Source organism: Ruegeria sp. HKCCD6157, assembly GCF_013110685.1.
Classification (GTDB): Bacteria; Pseudomonadota; Alphaproteobacteria; order Rhodobacterales; family Rhodobacteraceae; genus Ruegeria.
This window is the reverse complement of the sequence record NZ_WVRB01000001.1, coordinates 1,435,270-1,454,511: the sequence shown is the minus strand read 5'-3', so window position 1 is coordinate 1,454,511 and position 19,242 is coordinate 1,435,270. Positions and strand designations below refer to the sequence as shown.

Annotated in this window: 21 protein-coding genes and 1 tRNA gene; 6 read left to right on the top strand and 16 right to left on the bottom strand. The window is 56.9% G+C overall.

Annotated features, from left to right (window positions below; all coding sequences use genetic code 11):
- Nucleotides 1-35: 35 nt before the first annotated feature.
- Entirely contained in the window at nucleotides 36-290 is a 255-nt protein-coding gene (locus tag GS612_RS06920) for a hypothetical protein (RefSeq protein ID WP_171115893.1), read from the top strand.
- Between the two features lie 32 nt (nucleotides 291-322).
- Here GS612_RS06920 and GS612_RS06915 read toward each other — a convergent pair whose 3' ends face one another.
- Complete coding sequence (locus GS612_RS06915) at nucleotides 323-1,870, bottom strand: helicase HerA-like domain-containing protein (RefSeq protein ID WP_171639485.1); 1,548 nt, start codon at nucleotides 1,868-1,870, stop codon at nucleotides 323-325.
- 448 nt (nucleotides 1,871-2,318) lie between these two features.
- On the opposite strand from GS612_RS06915, the gene GS612_RS06910 reads away from it, so the two are divergent.
- Complete coding sequence (locus GS612_RS06910; RefSeq protein WP_171228322.1) at nucleotides 2,319-2,897, top strand: invasion associated locus B family protein; 579 nt, start codon at nucleotides 2,319-2,321, stop codon at nucleotides 2,895-2,897.
- A 51-nt stretch (nucleotides 2,898-2,948) separates the two neighbouring features.
- On the opposite strand, the gene GS612_RS06905 is transcribed toward GS612_RS06910, so the two are convergent.
- The 4 genes from GS612_RS06905 to GS612_RS06890 are packed head-to-tail and all read right to left on the bottom strand — an operon-like array spanning nucleotide 2,949 to nucleotide 7,190.
- Nucleotides 2,949-4,157 (bottom strand): beta-ketoacyl synthase, encoded by a 1,209-nt coding sequence (locus tag GS612_RS06905; protein WP_171639484.1) that lies wholly within the window; start codon nucleotides 4,155-4,157, stop codon nucleotides 2,949-2,951.
- 9 nt (nucleotides 4,158-4,166) lie between these two features.
- The gene (locus tag GS612_RS06900; protein ID WP_152458003.1) at nucleotides 4,167-4,424 is read right to left on the bottom strand and encodes an acyl carrier protein; all 258 of its coding nucleotides are present in this window, start codon (nucleotides 4,422-4,424) and stop codon (nucleotides 4,167-4,169) included.
- Nucleotides 4,425-4,456: 32 nt separating this feature from the next.
- Nucleotides 4,457-5,548: a UDP-3-O-(3-hydroxymyristoyl)glucosamine N-acyltransferase gene (gene lpxD, locus GS612_RS06895; RefSeq protein ID WP_171639483.1), complete on the bottom strand. Its 1,092-nt coding sequence runs from the start codon at nucleotides 5,546-5,548 to the stop codon at nucleotides 4,457-4,459.
- Between the two features lie 34 nt (nucleotides 5,549-5,582).
- Nucleotides 5,583-7,190 carry a L,D-transpeptidase family protein gene (locus GS612_RS06890; RefSeq protein WP_171639482.1) on the bottom strand — a complete coding sequence of 536 codons (1,608 nt, stop codon included), beginning with the start codon at nucleotides 7,188-7,190 and terminating at the stop codon, nucleotides 5,583-5,585.
- Nucleotides 7,191-7,541: 351 nt separating this feature from the next.
- On the opposite strand from GS612_RS06890, the gene GS612_RS06885 reads away from it, so the two are divergent.
- On the top strand, nucleotides 7,542-8,111 hold the full coding sequence (locus GS612_RS06885) for a DUF882 domain-containing protein (RefSeq protein WP_171639481.1): 570 nt from the start codon (nucleotides 7,542-7,544) through the stop codon (nucleotides 8,109-8,111).
- A gap of 55 nt (nucleotides 8,112-8,166) precedes the next feature.
- Here the strand turns inward: GS612_RS06885 and GS612_RS06880 are convergent, their stop codons facing one another.
- The 11 genes from GS612_RS06880 to GS612_RS06830 all read right to left on the bottom strand — a co-directional run bounded on the left by GS612_RS06880 (nucleotide 8,167) and on the right by GS612_RS06830 (nucleotide 16,780).
- Nucleotides 8,167-8,499 carry a hypothetical protein gene (locus GS612_RS06880; protein WP_171639480.1) on the bottom strand — a complete coding sequence of 111 codons (333 nt, stop codon included), beginning with the start codon at nucleotides 8,497-8,499 and terminating at the stop codon, nucleotides 8,167-8,169.
- A gap of 466 nt (nucleotides 8,500-8,965) precedes the next feature.
- Nucleotides 8,966-9,042, bottom strand: a tRNA-Arg gene (locus GS612_RS06875).
- A gap of 77 nt (nucleotides 9,043-9,119) precedes the next feature.
- The gene (locus tag GS612_RS06870) at nucleotides 9,120-10,340 is read right to left on the bottom strand and encodes a cysteine desulfurase (RefSeq protein WP_152458008.1); all 1,221 of its coding nucleotides are present in this window, start codon (nucleotides 10,338-10,340) and stop codon (nucleotides 9,120-9,122) included.
- A 12-nt stretch (nucleotides 10,341-10,352) separates the two neighbouring features.
- The gene (locus GS612_RS06865; protein ID WP_171168083.1) at nucleotides 10,353-10,919 is read right to left on the bottom strand and encodes a YIP1 family protein; all 567 of its coding nucleotides are present in this window, start codon (nucleotides 10,917-10,919) and stop codon (nucleotides 10,353-10,355) included.
- Nucleotides 10,916-11,401: a YIP1 family protein gene (locus GS612_RS06860; protein WP_171639479.1), complete on the bottom strand. Its 486-nt coding sequence runs from the start codon at nucleotides 11,399-11,401 to the stop codon at nucleotides 10,916-10,918. The genes GS612_RS06865 and GS612_RS06860 overlap by 4 nt, the downstream gene beginning before the upstream one ends.
- Nucleotides 11,401-12,681, bottom strand: coding sequence for a SufD family Fe-S cluster assembly protein (locus tag GS612_RS06855; protein ID WP_152458011.1), 1,281 nt, complete (start codon nucleotides 12,679-12,681; stop codon nucleotides 11,401-11,403). The genes GS612_RS06860 and GS612_RS06855 overlap by 1 nt, the downstream gene beginning before the upstream one ends.
- Nucleotides 12,681-13,436 (bottom strand): Fe-S cluster assembly ATPase SufC, encoded by a 756-nt coding sequence (gene sufC, locus GS612_RS06850; protein WP_152458012.1) that lies wholly within the window; start codon nucleotides 13,434-13,436, stop codon nucleotides 12,681-12,683. Before sufC ends, GS612_RS06855 begins: the two co-directional genes overlap by 1 nt.
- A gap of 49 nt (nucleotides 13,437-13,485) precedes the next feature.
- A complete protein-coding gene (locus GS612_RS06845; protein ID WP_152458013.1) occupies nucleotides 13,486-13,689 on the bottom strand; it encodes a hypothetical protein in 204 nt (67 codons plus the stop codon).
- Nucleotides 13,689-15,209 (bottom strand): Fe-S cluster assembly protein SufB, encoded by a 1,521-nt coding sequence (gene sufB / locus GS612_RS06840; protein WP_171639478.1) that lies wholly within the window; start codon nucleotides 15,207-15,209, stop codon nucleotides 13,689-13,691. The genes GS612_RS06845 and sufB overlap by 1 nt, the downstream gene beginning before the upstream one ends.
- Nucleotides 15,210-15,227: 18 nt before the next feature.
- The gene (locus tag GS612_RS06835; protein WP_171639477.1) at nucleotides 15,228-16,271 is read right to left on the bottom strand and encodes a cysteine desulfurase family protein; all 1,044 of its coding nucleotides are present in this window, start codon (nucleotides 16,269-16,271) and stop codon (nucleotides 15,228-15,230) included.
- A gap of 50 nt (nucleotides 16,272-16,321) precedes the next feature.
- Nucleotides 16,322-16,780, bottom strand: coding sequence for an Rrf2 family transcriptional regulator (locus GS612_RS06830; protein ID WP_152458016.1), 459 nt, complete (start codon nucleotides 16,778-16,780; stop codon nucleotides 16,322-16,324).
- Nucleotides 16,781-16,961: 181 nt separating this feature from the next.
- Between GS612_RS06830 and GS612_RS06825 the strand changes: the two genes are divergently transcribed.
- The 3 genes from GS612_RS06825 to GS612_RS06815 are packed head-to-tail and all read left to right on the top strand — an operon-like array spanning nucleotide 16,962 to nucleotide 19,020.
- Nucleotides 16,962-17,615 carry an alpha/beta hydrolase gene (locus GS612_RS06825; RefSeq protein ID WP_152458017.1) on the top strand — a complete coding sequence of 218 codons (654 nt, stop codon included), beginning with the start codon at nucleotides 16,962-16,964 and terminating at the stop codon, nucleotides 17,613-17,615.
- A complete protein-coding gene (locus GS612_RS06820; protein ID WP_152458018.1) occupies nucleotides 17,615-17,860 on the top strand; it encodes a hypothetical protein in 246 nt (81 codons plus the stop codon). The genes GS612_RS06825 and GS612_RS06820 overlap by 1 nt, the downstream gene beginning before the upstream one ends.
- On the top strand, nucleotides 17,857-19,020 hold the full coding sequence (locus GS612_RS06815; RefSeq protein ID WP_171639476.1) for an HD domain-containing protein: 1,164 nt from the start codon (nucleotides 17,857-17,859) through the stop codon (nucleotides 19,018-19,020). The genes GS612_RS06820 and GS612_RS06815 overlap by 4 nt, the downstream gene beginning before the upstream one ends.
- Nucleotides 19,021-19,242: the final 222 nt, after the last annotated feature.

The window sequence follows — 19,242 nt, the reverse complement described above, 5'->3', positions numbered from 1 at the left end:
TAACGATCATTTACACGTTTTGAAAAGAGTCAAAAATGAAAGCACCACGGTTCAAGACACTGCTTCTGTTTCCGGTTGTTGCCATCGTAACAACCGCCTGCATTCCCACTCCGGAAGAACTTGAAACAACTCCCGTCAAGGTTCAAACGCCCAAAGGTGTCGTAACCTGTCAGCTATATCGTCACGACCGGGTGACTTGGGACCGGGCGATTGACTTCCCGGCTTCGAAAATGTCCGTGCCGGAGGCTGACGCCTACTGCCGTCAGGAAGGCCAGCGTCGTTTGAAGTAAGTATTGCGGCGCCCGTGATGGGCGCCGTTCCGTCATCTGTTGCGGAACAATCCACCCAGAATACCACGAACGATCCGGCGTCCGGTCGTTCCCTTCAGTTCCTTGATCACCGCGTCGGTCATCGCCGATGCAAACGTGTCTTTCCGCCGTTGCACCCGGGACGAGGATCTGCCGACCCGGCTTCCTGAATATCTGCGGGCCGAAGAATACTCTCGTTCCATCGGTGATTGTGCCTCCAGAACTTCATCGGCCTCTGCCTGTTCAGCGGCCTTAGCGGCGGCCTCAGCCCGAGCCTGAAGGATTTCAAAGGCCGATTTTCGATCAATACCATCGTCATATTTAGACGCCATCGGCGAGGCATCGAGAATGGCCCGCCGCTGGGCATCAGAAATGGGCCCCAACTGGGATCCCGGGGGACGAATCAACGTGCGCTCGACAATTCCGGGAACACCTTTTTTCTGCAGCATCGACGTGACAGCCTCACCAACGCCCACCTCACGAATTGCGGCTTCGGTGTCAAAGGCGGGGTTTTCGCGATAGGTTTCCGCCGCCAGACGCAGGTTCTTTCGGTCACGCGCCGTGAAGGCCCGCAAAGCATGCTGAACGCGATTGCCCAACTGCCCCAGAATATCCTCGGGAATATCGGCGGGATTCTGGGTGATGAAATAGACTCCCACGCCTTTGGACCGGATCAGGCGCGCAACCTGTTCGACCTTGTCCACCAGCACTTTCGGAGCACCGTCAAACAACAGATGCGCCTCGTCGAAGAAGAACACCAGCTTGGGTTTGTCAGGATCACCGACTTCGGGAAGCTCCTCAAACAATTCGCTCAGCAGCCACAGCAGGAATGTCGCATACAGCCGTGGCGCGGCCATCAGTTTGTCCGAAGCAAGGATGTTCACCATCCCCTGCCCGTTTTCATCGGTGCGCATCAGATCGGACAGACCCAGCGCAGGTTCGCCAAACAGCTTTGTTCCGCCCTGATTTTCCAACACCAGCAATCGCCGCTGGATCGCGCCGATCGAGGATGTCGATACATTGCCATATCGCAATGAAAGCTGGGCCCGGTTCTCGCCGATCCAGACCAGCAGCGCCTGAAGGTCCTTGAGATCCAGAAGAGGCATTCCCTCTTCATCGGCCACGCGGAACGCGATGTTCAGGATGCCTTCCTGCGCTTCGCTCAATTCCATCAACCGGGACAGCAGCAAAGGGCCCATTTCAGTGACCGTCGTCCGCACCGGATGGCCTTGTTCGCCAAAAAGATCCCAGAACGTAACCGGGCAGGCGGAATAGGCAAAATCGTCGAACCCAATGCGTTTGGCACGATCCATAAATGCCTGATGCAGTTTATGCGCGTCGCTTCCGGGCAAAGCCAGGCCCGACAGATCGCCTTTGACATCGGACAAAAACACCGGAACTCCGGCTTGGGAAAAGCCTTCCGCGAGGATTTGCAACGTTACGGTCTTACCGGTCCCGGTGGCGCCGGCAATCAGCCCATGGCGGTTCGCATATTTCAGCGCCAGTTCCTGCGGCTGGCCATAGCCTTCGCCTCCGCCACCCAAAAATATATTCTTGCCCATTAACATTGCCTTATGTTTCACCGATCCGTGACCAGCATACAAAGTTAACCTTTGACTGCGATAGTCAATTTGCCCCGCGTTTGTTTCCTTCACGTGGGGCAGACTTCCTCCCTGTCGACTGGCCGTGCCTTCGGGCACGGCTTTTTTGCAGGCGCGAATTTGGTTTCAAAGTTCTGACCGTAATATTAAAATTTGAGGATAGCTGTTGACCCGTCTGCGCCCCTTTCGTAGGGTTTGCGCATAAATAAGTCGGCCAGTCCGACGGGGAGAACCTTTTGGAAAAGAGAGCTGGCTTATACAGCTCTCTTTTTCTGTCTCAGGGCAGTTGGTTTCTGGTGTTCTGGCAAGAATCCGTTCACGTTCAGACATGGCGTTCTGTTAGTGCCTGACACCAGTTCAGAAGAGTGTTAAACGAAGCAAAAAGCTCAAGCATCAAGTCGAGGCATTCATGATCAAGAAAATCCTCTCGCTAAGTACAGTGGCGGCAATTCTTCTATGTGGCGCAGCTTATGCGCAGGACACAACGACATCCGAACCGGACAACGGTCTCGATTTGGGTCAGGAAGGCCCGCGCCCCGGAGAACAGTTCGTCAAGGAAAAGTTCGGCGACTGGGACTTGTCCTGCATCAAGGCGCAGCAAGGCGAAGACCCGTGCGCCATCGTCCAGATTCTGAAGGGCAACCAGGGTGATCCGATAGCTGAGGTGTCGATTGGAAGACTGCCCGAGGGCGGCGCGGCAGTTGCATGGGCGAATGTGATCGTTCCCTTGGAAACACTGCTGCAAGCTCAGCTCGCCCTGTCCATCGATGGTGCGCCCCGCAAGTTGTACAACTATCATCATTGCCTGCCTGTTGGCTGCGTCGCGCAGCTGGGCCTGAGCCAGGGCGATATCGATGCAATGAAAGCTGGCACCAAGGCGATCTTCTCGCTGGTTCCGGCCCGCTTCCCTGATCAGGTACTGGAGATGGAGATGTCGTTGTCCGGCTTTACGTCCGGCTATGACACTCTGACCGTCAACGCGAACTGAGGGTGCGTTTACGATTGTGCCGCCGCACCGACTGCGGCGGCGCTTCGCGGATCAAATCCGCTTTAAAGCAAGAACCGCATTCAGCCCGCCGAAAGCAAACGCATTGCTGAGCGCGACGTCAACTTTGGCTTCCCGAGCCTCGTTTGGCACAACATCAAGCGCGCATTCCGGATCGGGTTCCTCGTATCCGATGGTGGGTGCAATAACACCGTCCCGTAGCGCCATGATACATGCCAAGAGTTCCACCGCACCGGTTCCACCAATCAGGTGACCATGCATGGATTTGGTCGACGATATCATCAGGTCGTCAGCATGGGGCCCAAAAACATCCGCCACGGCGGCACATTCGGTTTTGTCATTCGCAGCCGTCCCGGTGCCATGCGCGTTGATATAGCCCACATCGCTTGCATTCAATCTGGCATCGGCCAAGGCACCAGACATGGCCCGCGAAGCCCCTTGCTTGCTGGGCATCACGATATCGGCCGCATCCGACGACATGGCAAAACCAACGACTTCGCACATGATCTCGGCGCCACGGGCGCGGGCGTGCTCGTATTCCTCGAAAACAAAGATACCGGCCCCTTCGCCCTGTACCATTCCGTTGCGGTTGGCACTGAACGGACGGCACGCATCCTTGGACATGACGCGCAACCCTTCCCAGGCCTTGACGCCTCCAAAGCACAACATGGATTCGGACCCGCCAGAGATCATGACCGGGGCCATGCCGCTTCGGACCATCTGAAAGGCCTGAGCCATGGCATGGTTCGACGACGCACAGGCGGTCGACACGGTGAAGCTGGGGCCTTTGAGATTGTGTTCCATGGACACATGGCTGGCCGCCGCATTGTTCATGAGTTTGGGAACGACAAACGGGTGTACCCGGTTCTTTCCGTCCTCATAAACCGAGCGATAATTGTCATCCCAGGTCGATACGCCACCGCCGGCGGTCCCCAAAACAACACCTGATTTTGCGGCCAACTCTCCGTGAAACTCGATGCCGGATTGATCGATGGCCTCTTTGGCGGCGGTCAGAGTGAACTGAGTGAACCGGTCATACAGCGACATCTGCTGACGGTTGAACCGACCTTCGGCCTCAAAGCCGCGAACCTGCCCGCCGATCTTGATGGCCAACCGATCAACGTCCCGAAATTCCAGTTCCGAGATGCCGCAACGGCCTTCGCGCATGGCTTCCAGCGTGTCAGGAACCGAATGGCCCAGTGAATTGATCGTACCTGCGCCGGTAATGACTACACGTTTCATGAGCGCCAGTCAGACCTTTTCCGACACGAGCTTTTCGATCCCTGCAATGATCGCAGCGACATTGGATATGTCAAAGTCGTTGGCCTCGGGTTCGTTGGCGTTGAACGGGATTGAAATGTCGAACTCTTCCTCGATGGCGAAAATACTTTCGACCAGACCAAGGCTGTCGATTCCCAGATCTTCCAGCGTGCTTTCGGGCGTCACATCCGATGGCTCCAGCACGGCCTGCTCTGCAATGATTGCGATGACGCGGTCGCTGATGCTCATGTCGATCCCCTGATTTTCAGTTTGACGATGATTTAATCGCTTGGGGTCTGTTTGAAAACAGCCTTTTTCAGTGCCTCAACGTCGCGTGCCATTCGCGGCAGTCGCCGCTGCGCCTTGTAGACATCGGTATGGGTCTCCATTTTGATGCCCGGATACCCCATTATGACGCGCCCGGCGGGCACATTTGACAGAATCTTCGTGCCCCCACCCGAAATGACGCCGTCCCCTATGAAAATATTGTCGACCACTCCGGTCTGGCCACCCAGAACAACGTTGTTGCCGATCTCGACCGAGCCGGACACACCCGTCTGACCGCACAGCAGACAATCCCGCCCGACGCGGGTGTTGTGTCCGACATGGACAAGATTATCCAGCTTGGTGCCGTTACCGATCCGCGTGTTGCGGATGGTTCCATTGTCGACGGTGCAATTGGCGCCAACCTCGACATCGTCACCGATCTCAACCGCGCCCAAAGAATGAATACGAAGCCAGCTTTGGGCCTTGGCGTCCCCCTGATCACCCAACGTTTCGCGGGCGCGCTCAGCGCCAGAGACCTCGGGCGTTACGAAACTGAACCCGTCGCCGCCAATCCTTGCACCGGGTTGCGCGATGAACCGATCCCCGATTTGTGCGCGCGCGCCAATACTAACCATTTCGCGCAACAGGGCCTGTTCGCCAAGAATGGCGTCCATTCCCACCACGCAGTGTGCACCGATGACCGAGCCCGAACCTATTCGCGCCCGAGCACCAACAACAGTCAGAGGTCCTATCGCCACATCTGGTCCAATTTCGGCCGTTGGATCGATCACTGCGGAAGGGTGAATGCCCGGTTCAATCCCTTGCCCGCGATCCAGCATTGCGGTGATCCCCGCCATCGCCATGCGCGGACGCTTCACGAAAATGGCCGCTCGCAACCCCATTGCCTGCCAATCCGCGCCTTCCCACAGAACGGCGGCGCGCGCTTCCCCTTTCGAAAGCGCTTCGGCGAATTTCGGTGACATGGCCATGGCCAGATCTGTTGGTCCGGCATCGCCCGGCTCGGCCGCCCGCACGATCGTCAGGCCACCATCGCCTTGGCATTCGGCACCCAAAGCGTCGGCGATTTGCTGAATGGTAAACTGCATCTCGGGCTTCCTTTTGGCAGGATTTGCCCTGTGCTTAACCCTGAACGTCCGGCAGGGCCACCCCTGCCTTTTGCAGGGCTTCCCAAATCTTGCGGTCCCGGCCATAGACATCGCGGCGATACTGCACCTCGCCTTTTGGACCGACATATGCCGTTCTATAGATCAGGTGGACCGGAACTTTTTGTTCCAAATCAACCTTGGTTTCCTTTCCCGTGTTCAGAACACGATGAAAGAATGCTTTGGGGTCCTCTTCCTGTTTGGCCAGCAATGCATAAGCAAACTCGAAAGGCTGAGCCAGTCGGATGCAGCCGTGCGAGAACGCCCGCACCTCACGCGCGAACAGGCTTTTCTGAGGCGTATCATGCAGATAGATATTGTACTTGTTGGGGAACATGAACTTGACCAGCCCCAAAGCATTGCTTTTGCTGGGCGGCTGGCGCATCGCAAAAGGAAAGCTTCGCGCGGTGAACTGATTGAAATCAACCGCCCCGCGATTGACCTGCCGCCCCCTGCTGTCCGTGATCTGGATATGACTGACCGCGTTGGGGTTCGCTTTCAGCTTCGGAAGGTATTCCTTGGTGATGATCGAGCGCGGGACATACCAGCTGGGGTTTATCACCATATGTTCCATCACGTCCGAGAACTCCGGGCTGCGGCGATCATGCGTGTTCTTGCCGATCACCGCACGGGTTTCAAACGTGACTTGCCCGTCATCCACGATCTTTGCCGAAAAATCTGTCTGGTTGACAAGAATATGACGTGCGCCGCGTTCCCGAGGCAACCAGCGTTCCCGTTCCAGAGCGACATAAACAGCCTTGAGCCGGTCCACGGCCGGGCGATTCAACTCGGCAATCGTGCCCTTGCCTGCAACGCCATCGGGTTCCAATCCATGCGCGTTTTGAAAGGCCCTGACCCCTTCCAGCAGCGCGGCGTCGAAAGACGGGTTGGCCGATGGTTTCATGTAGCCCATCAACACCAACCGATTGCGAAGCTTTACAACATTGGGCCCGGTATCACCGTATTCCAGCTTGGTTTCCGGGACAGTCGCCCCCCAACCGCCTTGATCTACCAAATCCTGTAGCGCCAGTTTCTGCTTCATCAGAGCCCGGTACTGACGGGTTTGAGGAGCCAATTGCGCAAGATACGCGGCGCCATGTGTGTTCAGGGCGTTCAGATGCTCGGCCGCGCTGCGACGATCCACCGACCGAACAAGTCCGTCGTCGATGTTTCCGGGCCGAAGAAAACCCGAGTACAATGCGTCGGCAAACTCTACGAAAACCCGGCTCAGTTCCGCCTCAGCGGCGCCAAGGTCGCGTGTCGAGCGTGCATCCTGCATTTTCTGAATCAAGGATGAAACAGTGGCATCAGCCTGCGGCAGACCGTGCAGATGCGCATGTGACAGTGCCTGGATCAATGCGGCCCGGCGTTGCATATGCTCATCGGATTCACCCACCCAAATCGGCGAAAACCCGTTTGTCCGGTAAAACTCTGCGATCTGCGATTCCCGTGGGGTATGTTCTGCGACGGCCATCTGAAACGCAGTATTGTGCGCGGGTTCAGAAGTGGTGTTTGCCATACTGGCTGTGGCCGCAAAACAGGCGGCAAGCAGGATACTGGTACGGGTTCGGAAAACAGAAAGCATTGGATGGCCTTGGAATCAATGGCTTGGTTGGTGATATGTGCGTCGAACAACTATGAGTTTGACTGCGCAGACTTGTCTATTCACAAATTCCTTACCGAATTGCTTCTGTAGTCGTCTGATGCGCGTTTGCATCGACCCGGTGATGCGCAGCCCACACCTGAAAATATTCTGCGCTCGGCTGTGACATTTGCGCAAAAATCTGCCGAAAATTCCCCCTTGAAAAGGTGACTATGAAACACTTCTTGGCCGTCGAATCCGATTGTGTCATAAATTCCGCATCTGGGATGGGAAAAAATTAAGACAGCGCGCGTAACATCGTGCGCAGGCAGGAACAGTACGGGACGAACCAAAATGACCAAGAGCAGTTCCTCGGGCTTGACCCGACGTGCCCTATTGGGTGCGTTTGCAGCAACAGCAGTCGCAGCAGCACCCACCTACTCCAAAGCAGCAGGCTTTTTGCGCGGCGGCGGCGATATCCGTCGCATTCGCATGTATTCCGGTCGCACGGGCGAACGGTTGGACATGATTTATTGGGTCGATGGTAAATATATCAAGGACGCTGTCAAAGAAGTGAACCATTTCATGCGCGATTGGCGCACGGATCACGTAAAATCCATCGATTTACGCACGATTGATATCATGGCGGCATCACACAACCTTCTGGATGTCAACGAACCTTACATGTTGCTGTCGGGCTATCGCTCCCCCCAGACCAACGCCATGCTCCGCGCCCGCTCTCGCGGCGTCGCCCGGAAGTCGCTTCATATGAAGGGACAAGCGGCAGACGTGCGCCTGTCTTCCCGCTCGGTCTCGCAGATGGCTAAGGCTGCTATGTCATGCCGGGCCGGCGGTGTCGGTCAATATTACGGGTCCAATTTCGTGCATATGGACTGCGGTGTCGTCCGCACCTGGCGCGGCTAAGACAGCGACTTCACGATCTCGGCTTATTTGACAGGGATTTGACTGGGGCGGCCAGTTACATCCCCGCGTCTCCCCCTCCGCCACCGGCATCACCGCCTCCGGTGTCATTGCTGGATGCTGTCGCCGCAGTGGAATTGCTGGTCTCACGAGACTTTTCATCACCGACGTCAGTGGGAACACTGGAACCGGAAGCATTGTCGCTTTCTGAATCATCATCGCTATCGGGTTCTTCATCATCGGTCAGCTTTCCAAGGATAAACGCCAGAATTACGGCGACCACGATCCATCCTAAAACGCTTGAAGCTGAAACCCCGGTAATCGCGCTACCCAATAGTGCTACAATCACGACAACGATTATCAGCTTCTTATTTGAAGAGATGACTTTCACATTCCTTCCTCCATTAAAGCTGACGCGCGCCAGCCTCGTTCGGAAAGTGTACATCAAAAAAACCACTGCTTGAGGGGTTAAGCCTCAAAATGATTGTCAGGATTGTTAGGGTGGTGGCAAGCGGGCGAAAAACGGAGGCGTGCAGACACTATCCATGGCCCGAAAGGGTATTAGCGTTGAAATATCCCGAGAGGGGATCAGCCAGGGCACCTTTCATAGTTTCAACAGCAGACGTGGGTTGAAACTGTCGGAAGCCAAGAAGCTTCGGGCGCTGGAAACCGAAAATGCGAAAGCTAAAGAAGCGCTTGGCCGGGGCAGATGTTGAATGACGCTATTCTGTGGCATATCCTCGGACCAGCGCAGGACCCTTGTCCTTCAGTAGCGACGGCCATGTGGCCCGCGAACTTCTGCCAATTCGGAGCAGAAGTTCCTGTTTTGCCAAAAAACCTTAGAAATATGGCGATGGTGGCGCACCTGAGAGGATTCGAACCTCTGGCCTCTGCCTTCGGAGGGCAGCGCTCTATCCAGCTGAGCTACAGGTGCCTTGGCCGTTAGCTAACCTTGTTCCAATCCGGGTGCAACTGAAAATCGTGATTGTTTCACCCTCTTTGAAACCAAAATCAGGCGAAAAGATCATGCGCCAATTCAAGCGCTTCGATCAGCGTGTCGACCTCATCCGTCGTGTTATAAAGACCAAAGCTGGCGCGGCAGGTCGCCGTGACGCCCAGGTGATCCATAAGCGGGCCCGCACAGTGATGCCCGGCGCGGACGGCAACCCCCTTTTTGTCCAGAATCGTGGACACATCATGGGCATGGCCCGCCCCGTCTAGCGTAAAGCTGAAGATGGCTGCCTTGTCTGGCCGCGTGCCCTGAACCTGAAGCCAGTTGAGACCGTTCAGGCGCTGCATGGCATAATCCCGCAGGCCGGATTCATGGGCTGCAATGTTGTCCATTCCCAAATCCATCATGTATTCCAGCGCAACGCCCAGGCCGATGGTTTGGACAATGCCGGGTGTTCCGGCCTCGAACTTCATTGGCGGGTCATTGTAGATCACCTGATCCTTGCTGACCTCTTTGATCATGTCACCGCCACCGACAAAGGGGCGCATCTCGGCCATGCGTTCGGACTTGATGTAGATCGCACCCGACCCCGACGGGCCATACAGCTTGTGGCCGGTAATGGCGTAAAAGTCGCAACCGATGTCCTGCACGTTCACCGGCATATGCACCGCGCCCTGACTGCCATCAACCAGCACCGGGACGCCCCTGGCATGTGCACCTTCGGTGATGGCTTTGACATCCACGACGGTACCCAGAACATTGGAACATTGCGTCACGGCTACAAGTTTGGTTTTCGGGCCGATCGCATCGATTACCGCCTGCGGATCCAGCCCTCCGTCCGCGTCCACATCCACCCACTTCAGAACAACGCCCTGCCGTTCCCGCAGGAAATGCCAGGGCACGATGTTGGCGTGATGCTCCATGACGCTCAGGACGATTTCATCCCCGGCTTCCAGGCGCGGCATGGCCCAGCCATAGGCAACAAGATTGATCCCTTCGGTCGTTCCTGAATTCAGAACGATCTCATCCTCGTTCGATGCCCCCAGAAAACGGGCGATGATGCCGCGAACAGCTTCGTATTTCTCGGTCGACAGATTGGACAGATAGTGCAATCCACGGTGAACATTCGAATACTCTTCGGAATAGGCACGGGTCACCGCGTCAATGACGACCTGAGGCTTTTGAGCTGACGCCCCGTTGTCCAGATAGGTCAACGGCTTTCCATTCACCTGCCGTGACAGGATCGGAAAGTCAGAGCGGATTTTCTGCACATCATACATGATACGGTTTTCCTAGACAGGCGCGGCCGGTGTTAAATACAGGACGAAGGGAACCGCAATCAGGGCTGACAACAGAATTACGGCGAAGGACTTCCAAAGGGATCCGAATTGATGCGCTTCGTTCAGGAAATGAAGCGTGATGTAAAGGCTCAGGATCGCCGTCGCGAACAGCATCATCATCATCAGAAACGGCATCGTGAGGCTTAGAACAAGGGTCATGACCAGGGCGACGATTTGCAGGAACTGCAACCACACCGTCAGGACCATCAGATCGTCAAAGCTTGCTTTGCCGCCTATCGCTTTTCCGACGACGAAGAACGCGAGGATGCTCAGCAGCATCGCGCCGGCGGATCGCAGTAAAACAACGGGGATGCTTTCGGGAGGCGGTGCGATTTGACCTTGCGGCACGGGCACCGACAAGTCGATTCCCAACTGGACGAGACAGTTCAATACCACTGCCAGCGCAAAGGCCAGCCACAACCCTTCCCGCCCCGGTTTCAGGGACAACAGCTGGCGGGCGGCTTGGTCGGGGCTTCTGATCGTCAGAACCGCCAGAGCGCCGAGGGAATTGATAGTCATGCAGCGGACCTTTGTACTTGTCTCAGACCGGATAACCAGAACCAGACAAAAACAGCAACCCAGGCGATGCCCACAATCGTCAAAGCGGGCCCGGGCCCGATGAACCCGGCAATCAGACCATTCAACAAGACCAGGGGGGCGGATGCCAACAACGCCCAGAACAGGGCAAGTCGCGCGCCATAAGCAGTGCCCTGCCCGCCCGCCATCCGCGCCGCCCAATAGGAAATCAGCGCCAGCGTGTAGAAAAACAACGGCAGTATGAACACCGACCCCAGCAAAGCGCCGCCCAAAAGCATGTTCAGCTCGACACCTTCAAGATGCGCTTTGCGGGCAAGGCCGGGCATTTGCGCGATAAAGGCCACCACGCAAAATGCCATGACAAACACCAGCGCCCTGTCTTCCCGCTGACCCATTTCAAGAAGCCGGCGCACCACGCGCCCCGGCCCCCGGTATGTGGCCAATATGTCAGACGAGACGGCCATCAGCTACGACGCGCCAGCCACCCTTCCAGACGGCTTACGATCTCTTCCGCCAAGGCGCTGTCTTCGATCTCATCCACCGCTTCGGCAAGAAAGGCCAAAGTCAGCATGTTGGTTGCGTCCTTGACCGGCACGCCACGGGACCGCAGATAGAACAGCGCGGTTTCATCGATCGCACCCGAGGTCGAGCCATGCGAACACGCCACGTCATCGGCATAGATCTCAAGCTCGGGCTTGGCGAGGAATTGGCTGTCATCATCCAGAAGCAGCGATTGGCTGATCTGGTAACCGTCGGTCTTCTGGGCGCCTTCCTTCACGAGGATCTTGCCCTGAAACACGCCGGTCGCCCCGTTTCGCAGAACTTTCTTGAACACCTGACGGCTTTCGCAGTTCACCGCGTCATGGGTGATGAAAACCGTGTCATCATGATGGAAGTCTCCATCGCCAACACAGGCTCCGGCCACATGGGCGACCGCGTCATCGCCTGTCAACTCGACGACTTGCTCATTGCGGGTCAGCACGCCATTCACGGTCAAAGTGAAGGATTTATAGACCGATTCCGTGCCCAGACGGGTGAACATATGGGTAGCGGCCCGGCGTTCATGGTCCCTGCCCTGGGCGCGCACATGGTGCAGCGTGCCCTTGTCGGCGATGTCGATCTCCATGCATTTGTTGAAGCGTGACGCAGCCGGACCGGTTTCCAGAATGGTGGCCTCGGCCCCGCTTTCGACGCGAATAACGTGGTGCAGGATCGCATCCGAGGTCGGCGACGCATGACGATAGATCAGGTTGATCGGTTTGGACGGTTTGCCGGTGACATGAATGGCCACACCATCCGACGCAAAAGCCGTGTTCAGCGCCGCCAGCGGGCGCTGGACCGGAGACTGACCGCGCGTCTCAAGCACGCCATACAGGTCTTTCGCCCAATGAATGTCCTTGCAGCAGATATCCTCGAGCCGGTCGATGGTCACGCCTTCCAGCGTCAGGTCATCCGACTCTTCGGCGCTGAATTCACCGTCCACGAAGACGATGTTCAGCCGGTCGAGTCCGCTGAACATCAACGGCTCATCATCGGCAAACACCGCAGCCGGAGGCGCGTCTGGCGAGACCAGAGTGTCCGGTTGAGTGTATTTCCAATATTCGTCACGCCGTCCGGGCAAACCGGTTTCCAGAACACGGGCCAGCGCGTCTTCGCGCGCGGCGCGGGTGCATCCCGCGTCGGGCATGGTCAAGGCGGACAGCCGGGCCTCGGTCGCGGTTTGTTTGACTTCGGGCAAGGCCATCAGTTCACCTCGGCAAGAATGTCGGCATAACCGTTGTTTTCAACCTCAAGCGCCAGATCTGGGCCTCCGGTTTTGACAATGCGGCCATCGGCCATGATGTGCACGACGTCGGGTTTGATGTGATCCAGCAGACGCTGGTAATGGGTAATGACCAGGAACCCGCGACCTTCATCGCGCAGCGCATTCACACCTTCGGCGACCAATTTCATCGCATCCACATCCAGACCCGAGTCGGTTTCGTCCATGATGCACATCTTGGGTTCCAGCATGGCCATTTGCAGGATTTCATTGCGCTTTTTCTCACCGCCCGAGAAGCCCACATTGACCGGACGCTTGAGCATATCCGCGTCGATCTTCAGCGTCTTGGCCTTGGCACGCACTTCCTTGAGGAAATCCGCGGCGGACAGCTCGTCCTCACCCCGCGCCTTGCGCTGTGCATTCACGGCGGTGCGCAGAAAGGTCATGTTGCCCACGCCCGGAATTTCGACCGGGTATTGGAAGGCCAGAAACACGCCGGCAGCGGCGCGCTCTTCCGGTTCCATCTCCAGCAGATCCTCGCCATCCAGCGTGGCGGAACCCTCGGTCACTTCGTACCCGTCGCGGCCCGACAGCACGTAGCTGAGTGTTGACTTGCCTGACCCGTTCGGCCCCATGATCGCGTGTACCTTGCCGGCTTCAACCGTCAGGTCCACACCCTTTAGGATCTGCTTGTCTTCTTCTTCAAGCTTCACGTGCAGATTCTTGATTTCCAGCATTTTTTATCCTTTTGCGTATCGCAGGGGGCACCGTGGCCCCGAAACCTTCTTATCCCAGCAACTTGCGGATCAGACGCGCGACGATCCAGCCCAGGATCGCCCCTCCGCCAACCGCCCAAACCGGGTTGATGAATTCCATGTGGTTGATGTTGACGTAAGCCATACCCAGCAGACCGCCAAGAACCGGCAACGCGTAACCCAGCCAGGTCAGCACGTCTTCTTTCCGGATGCCGCTTCGTGACGCCCGCGTCATCAGCCAACCGACCCTTCCAGCGAGATTGCCACCAGTTGCTGCGCTTCCATGGCGAACTCCATCGGCAGTGCTTGCAGAACGTCCTTGCAGAACCCGTTGACCACCAAAGCCACGGCCTCTTCTTCATCCATGCCGCGCTGACGGCAATAGAACAGCTGATCGTCATCCACCTTGGACGTCGTCGCCTCATGCTCAACGCGGGACGAGTTGTTCTTGACCTCGATATACGGAACCGTATGCGCGCCGCATTTGTCGCCGATCAGCAAGCTGTCGCACTGGGTATAGTTGCGGCTGTCCTTGGCCTTCGGGTGCATCGAGACCAGACCACGATAGGTGTTCTGCGCCTTGCCCGCACTGATGCCCTTGGACACGATGCGCGATTTGGTGTTCTTGCCCAGATGAACCATCTTGGTGCCGGTATCGGCCTGCTGATAGTTGTTGGCAATCGCAATGGAATAGAACTCACCCTGGCTTTCGTTGCCGCGCAGGATGCAGGACGGGTATTTCCACGTCACGGCCGAGCCGGTTTCGACCTGCGTCCACATCACCTTGGACCGGTCGCCCCGGCAATCGGCGCGCTTGGTCACGAAGTTGTAGATGCCACCCTTGCCGTTCTCATCCCCGGGGAACCAGTTCTGAACGGTCGAGTATTTCACTTCGGCGTCTTCTTCGACTATGATCTCGACCACTGCCGCGTGCAGCTGCGCGGTGTCGCGCTGGGGCGCGGTGCAGCCTTCCAGATAGGACACGTATGAGCCTTTGTCAGCGATGATCAGCGTGCGCTCGAACTGGCCGGTGTTTTCGGCGTTGATGCGGAAATAGGTGCTCAGCTCCATCGGGCAGCGGACACCGGGCGGAATGTAGACGAAGGACCCATCCGAAAACACCGCCGAGTTCAATGTCGCGTAAAAGTTGTCCGACACCGGAACCACAGTGCCCAGATACTTTTTGACCAGCTCAGGGTGTTCCCTAATCGCTTCGGAAATCGAACAGAAAATCACACCGGCCTTTTTCAATTCGGCCTGAAAGGTCGTGCCGACGGACACCGAGTCAAACACCGCGTCCACAGCAACCTTGCGCCCCTCGGCCGGGGCATCCTCAGCGCCTTCGACGCCGGCCAGAATCATCTGTTCTTTCAGAGGGATACCCAGCTTTTCGTAAGTAGCCAGCAGCTTGGGGTCGACGTCGTCCAACGATTTAGGTTTCTCTTCCATCGATTTCGGACGCGCATAGTAATACTGATCCTGAAAATCGATCTTCGGATATGTGACCATGGCCCATTTCGGTTCTTCCATCTTGGTCCAGCGTTCAAACGCGGCCAGACGCCACTCGGTCATCCATTCCGGTTCTTCATTCTTTTCCGAGATCAGACGAACGATGTCCGGGTTCACACCTTTCGGCGCGTACTCCATCTCAATGTCAGTTTCCCAGCCGTACTTGTAGGTTCCGACCTCGCGCACCGCATCCACGGTTTCCTGATCGACACCCTCTTTCACCTGGGTCTGGTCCAAAGCGGCCATAACTTACCCTCCGTCAGATCACGCGGCGCGCGCGCGATGCTTTTTCTCTTTCTCAAGCCACGTTTCGGCGAAACGCAGCACATCTTCTTCCGTTGTCCGAGGTCCCAGCGATACGCGGATTGCGCTGCTGGCCGTTTCCTCGTCAAATCCCATGGCGGTAAGCACCGCGCTGGAACGAACCTTGCCGCTGGAACAGGCAGAGCCCGCACTGACCGCAAATCCCGACAGGTCCATTTGCATAACCTGGGTTTCGCCCTTCCACCCGGGCGCAGCAAAACACAGGGTGTTCGGCAGGCGTTGCCGCCCTTTCCCGACAAAAATAGGTGATTTTACAGCGGCCTCAAGAGCGTTTTCTAGAATATTTCTAAATTCTTCGACCTGCTCCCAAACGCCATTGGCCAGATCCCGAATCGCAGCTTCAGCTGCGGCCCCGAACCCCGCGATACCAATAACATTTTCGGTTCCTGACCTGCGGCCCATTTCCTGGCCGCCCCCCTTGATCTGTGCCGCCAGATCGGTTCCGCGTTGCATCACAACGGCACCGACACCCTTTGGACCGCCCAGTTTATGCGCCGAGACCAGGGCCATCTGGGCATTCATCCAGTTGAACGCGACGGGCAGCTTGCCAAAAGCCTGAGTGGCGTCTGTCACGGCCAGGCCAGACGGCAGTGTCTGAACAATCCCCGTCTCTGAGTTTGCCAGTTGCAATGTCGACATTTCAGGCGCGGTTACCTGCACGTCTCCGGCCTCGGAAACCGTAAGATCCTCGTTGATCCAGGCTCTTACCGCGTCATGTTCAATCGCCGCGCCGTGCAATTGGCGCCCCGACAATGCCAGCGCCGCACCTTCGGTTGACCCAGATGTAAAGACGATATCCGCCCCATCCGCCCCAAAGGCCGATGCAACCTGGGCCCGGGCGCGCTCGATCAGAGCTTTGGCGGCCCGACCTTCCGCATGAACCGACGAGGGATTGCCGCAGACATCCATCGCCGCAATCATCGCGTCCCTCGCTTCGGGGCGCAGCGGCGTTGTTGCATTGTGATCCAGATAAACACGTTTCATGGATACATCTTTTTGCCGACAGACTTCATTTCATATCCCGCCCGTTCACATCATTCATCCACAACGGAAAACAGGCTCGGCACGGCCGGGCACGGGGCGAGGTCGTTCTTGATCACATCTGACAAACGGGTTTGATGCAGGAACACATAGACATGCGCGCTGAGACTTTCCCAAAGCCGATTGGTCAACGATTGTGCGCGGCTGCCGGACGAGGCCCCGGATGCTCCTGCCCCTTTTTGCAGCGCATCAACGGTTTCGTCAACGGCGGCCAGAATTTCGACGACACGAATTTCGGATGCCGGGCGTGCCAGTCGATACCCGCCGCCGGGCCCCCGCACGGAAGACACCAAGTCCGCCCGGCGGAGTTTGACGAAGAGCTGCTCGAGATATGGCAATGAAATGTCCTGCCTCTCGGAGATTTCCCCAAGCGTCACCAGTCGTTCCGTCGGCTGGAGCGCAATATCCGCCAGGGCGACCATTGCGTAACGCCCTTTGGTCGACAGCTTCATTCCATGTCCCCTTTCAGCAGGATTTGCGCGAAATCATTGACGCCGACGTTGCCAGTGCGTATCTCCGACTGACAGCGCTGGTATGCGCCAAGCAATGTAATTAGAACCGTTCTAAGGTGCCCGACGATTATCGTCAAGTATATCCGGGCACCGGCACGAAAAAGACAGGACCAAAGCACACATGCCCGAGGTGATTTTTCCCGGACCCGAAGGCCGCCTGGAAGGCCGCTACCACCCGCAAAAGGAAAAAGACGCACCGATCGCCATCGTGCTTCACCCGCACCCTCAGTTCGGCGGGACCATGAACAACAAGGTGGTCTACAACCTGCACTATGCCTTCTACAACATGGGTTTCACCGTGTTGCGCTTTAACTTCCGCGGCGTCGGTCGCAGCCAGGGCGAGTATGATCAGGGCGTGGGCGAGCTGAGCGATGCGGCGTCGGCGCTGGACTACCTGCAATCGATGAACAACAATTCGAAACACTGCTGGGTCGCAGGTTTCTCGTTCGGTGCGTGGATTGGTATGCAACTGCTGATGCGCCGCCCTGAAATCACGGGGTTCATCAGTGTATCGCCCCCTGCAAACATGTATGACTTTTCGTTCCTTGCCCCCTGCCCGTCTTCCGGCCTGATCATCAACGGCACGGCTGACAGGGTGGCGCCTCCGGCTGACACGACCTCGCTGGTGAACAAGCTGCACGAACAGAAGGGGATCACCATTACGCACACCGAAGTGGAAGGTGCAGATCACTTCTTTCAGGATCGTCACATGGACACGCTGATCACCAATGTCAGCGACTATGTGAAACGCCGCCTGACCGAGAACACCCGCTAATGTCCGACACCATCACATCTCTAGCCGCCAAACTGGCCGAAGATACGATGAAGGTTATGGATGAGACAGGCGAAGACAGGTTCTTTGTCGAAGTTGGTGAAGTGCTCGGGGCCGCGTCTCAGTCTCTGGAAGAGGCGTTTCTGACGGAAATCCGTGTTCGGTTGGCTGAACGGAAAGCCAGGCAGTTCGTGATCAAACGCTTGTCTGCGCATCGTGCAAAGCAGAAGGCGATCGAAAAGCAATGACCGACCGTCTGTCGGCGCAAATCGCATTTCTGAAACGGGCCGACGAACTGAAAATGGTCGAGCGGGCAAATGTCCTGCTTGACCAATCCAGACCCGAAAATTCGGCAGAACACAGCTGGCATCTGGCCTTGTGGGCCCTGGTCATGGCCCCGCTGGCAGGGCCGGATGTCTCGATTGATCGGGTCATACGGATGCTGTTGCTGCATGACCTGGTTGAAATCGTTGTCGGCGACCACCCAATTCACCTTGAGACTGATTGGAACGCGGTCGCCAAGGCCGAGCAAGCCGCAGCCAAAGAGCTGTTTGGGCTGTTGCCAAAGGATCAGGCCGAATTGTTTCACGCTGTCTGGCTTGAATTTGAAGAGGATCAGACCGCCGACGCCCGGTTTGCAAAGGTTCTGGATCGTTGTCAGCCACTGTTTCAGGTTCTGTGTGCCCCGAACCCCAATCCGGATCACGTGGACATAGCGCGTTCAAATCTCGAAGGCGGTCGCGCCGCCTATCTGGAACAGGTTTTTCCACTGGCCTACGAGCACGCCGCAAACCTGCTGGCTGGTGCAGATACGCAGGCCAACGCGTTTACGACACGGCTGGCGTTTCTGACCGAAGCTGATCAGCTGAAGTCTGTTCTACGTGCCTCGCGGCTGATGGCGGGTGATCGTTTCGAAAACTCGGCAGAACACTCGTGGCACATCATGCTCTACGCCTGGGTCCTGGCTGAAAACGCGCCCCCGGGGATCCGTGTTGATCGGGTCCTTCAAATGCTGTTGCTGCACGATATCGTCGAAATCGACGCTGGCGACAATCCGATCCACGGGCAGGTCGATCATGCCGCGCAAACCGCCAAGGAACAAGCGGCCGCCAAGCGCTTGTTCGGGCTGCTGCCCGACACGCAATGCAACACCTTCACGTCCCTGTGGCACGAGTTTGAAGCGGCAGACAGCCCCGACGCCAGGTTCGCCAAAGCCGTTGATCGTTTTCAGACACCTGTCGCCAATCTGGAAACCGGTGGCGGATCGTGGGTCGATTACAAGGTAACATATGCCCAGCTTGAGGCGCGCGTTCAGCCTGCGATTGCAGCAGGTTCTCCAGGGCTGTGGGATTGGCTGCAACCGCAACTGGCAGCACACTTCCAAAGCGTCGAGACTGTACATCGCTAATCAGAAAAGAAAAAAGGAGCCCTATGGCTCCTTTTTCCCTGCTAAGCTCTACGTGGCGCTTAAAAAACACTACTACCATCAAACTGTTGAACCATGTTGGCTGCTTCAACTTCGACGGACCCCCCGTCAGCAAGCCACCCAATCGCCACTATCAGACCCGCAGCAAATATTACGGATTTCGAAAATGTCGTCATGACTCAAAACTCAATAACAAATCATAAA

What these genes read in the sequence shown, in the direction of transcription:
- GS612_RS06915 (WP_171639485.1), bottom strand. Translation starts at nt 1,870, where the DNA reads ATGGGCAAGAATATATTTTTGGGTGGCGGAGGCGAAGGCTATGGCCAG.
- GS612_RS06865 (WP_171168083.1), bottom strand. Translation starts at nt 10,919, where the DNA reads ATGACTATCAATTCCCTCGGCGCTCTGGCGGTTCTGACGATCAGAAGC.
- GS612_RS06890 (WP_171639482.1), bottom strand. Translation starts at nt 7,190, where the DNA reads ATGCTTTCTGTTTTCCGAACCCGTACCAGTATCCTGCTTGCCGCCTGT.
- sufB (WP_171639478.1), bottom strand. Translation starts at nt 15,209, where the DNA reads ATGGCCGCTTTGGACCAGACCCAGGTGAAAGAGGGTGTCGATCAGGAA.
- GS612_RS06855 (WP_152458011.1), bottom strand. Translation starts at nt 12,681, where the DNA reads ATGGCCTTGCCCGAAGTCAAACAAACCGCGACCGAGGCCCGGCTGTCC.
- GS612_RS06860 (WP_171639479.1), bottom strand. Translation starts at nt 11,401, where the DNA reads ATGGCCGTCTCGTCTGACATATTGGCCACATACCGGGGGCCGGGGCGC.
- GS612_RS06835 (WP_171639477.1), bottom strand. Translation starts at nt 16,271, where the DNA reads ATGAAACGTGTTTATCTGGATCACAATGCAACAACGCCGCTGCGCCCC.
- GS612_RS06820 (WP_152458018.1), top strand. Translation starts at nt 17,615, where the DNA reads ATGTCCGACACCATCACATCTCTAGCCGCCAAACTGGCCGAAGATACG.
- GS612_RS06815 (WP_171639476.1), top strand. Translation starts at nt 17,857, where the DNA reads ATGACCGACCGTCTGTCGGCGCAAATCGCATTTCTGAAACGGGCCGAC.
- GS612_RS06910 (WP_171228322.1), top strand. Translation starts at nt 2,319, where the DNA reads ATGATCAAGAAAATCCTCTCGCTAAGTACAGTGGCGGCAATTCTTCTA.
- GS612_RS06825 (WP_152458017.1), top strand. Translation starts at nt 16,962, where the DNA reads ATGCCCGAGGTGATTTTTCCCGGACCCGAAGGCCGCCTGGAAGGCCGC.
- GS612_RS06920 (WP_171115893.1), top strand. Translation starts at nt 36, where the DNA reads ATGAAAGCACCACGGTTCAAGACACTGCTTCTGTTTCCGGTTGTTGCC.
- GS612_RS06900 (WP_152458003.1), bottom strand. Translation starts at nt 4,424, where the DNA reads ATGAGCATCAGCGACCGCGTCATCGCAATCATTGCAGAGCAGGCCGTG.
- GS612_RS06830 (WP_152458016.1), bottom strand. Translation starts at nt 16,780, where the DNA reads ATGAAGCTGTCGACCAAAGGGCGTTACGCAATGGTCGCCCTGGCGGAT.
- GS612_RS06870 (WP_152458008.1), bottom strand. Translation starts at nt 10,340, where the DNA reads ATGTATGATGTGCAGAAAATCCGCTCTGACTTTCCGATCCTGTCACGG.
- sufC (WP_152458012.1), bottom strand. Translation starts at nt 13,436, where the DNA reads ATGCTGGAAATCAAGAATCTGCACGTGAAGCTTGAAGAAGAAGACAAG.
- GS612_RS06885 (WP_171639481.1), top strand. Translation starts at nt 7,542, where the DNA reads ATGACCAAGAGCAGTTCCTCGGGCTTGACCCGACGTGCCCTATTGGGT.
- GS612_RS06905 (WP_171639484.1), bottom strand. Translation starts at nt 4,157, where the DNA reads ATGAAACGTGTAGTCATTACCGGCGCAGGTACGATCAATTCACTGGGC.
- GS612_RS06845 (WP_152458013.1), bottom strand. Translation starts at nt 13,689, where the DNA reads ATGACGCGGGCGTCACGAAGCGGCATCCGGAAAGAAGACGTGCTGACC.
- lpxD (WP_171639483.1), bottom strand. Translation starts at nt 5,548, where the DNA reads ATGCAGTTTACCATTCAGCAAATCGCCGACGCTTTGGGTGCCGAATGC.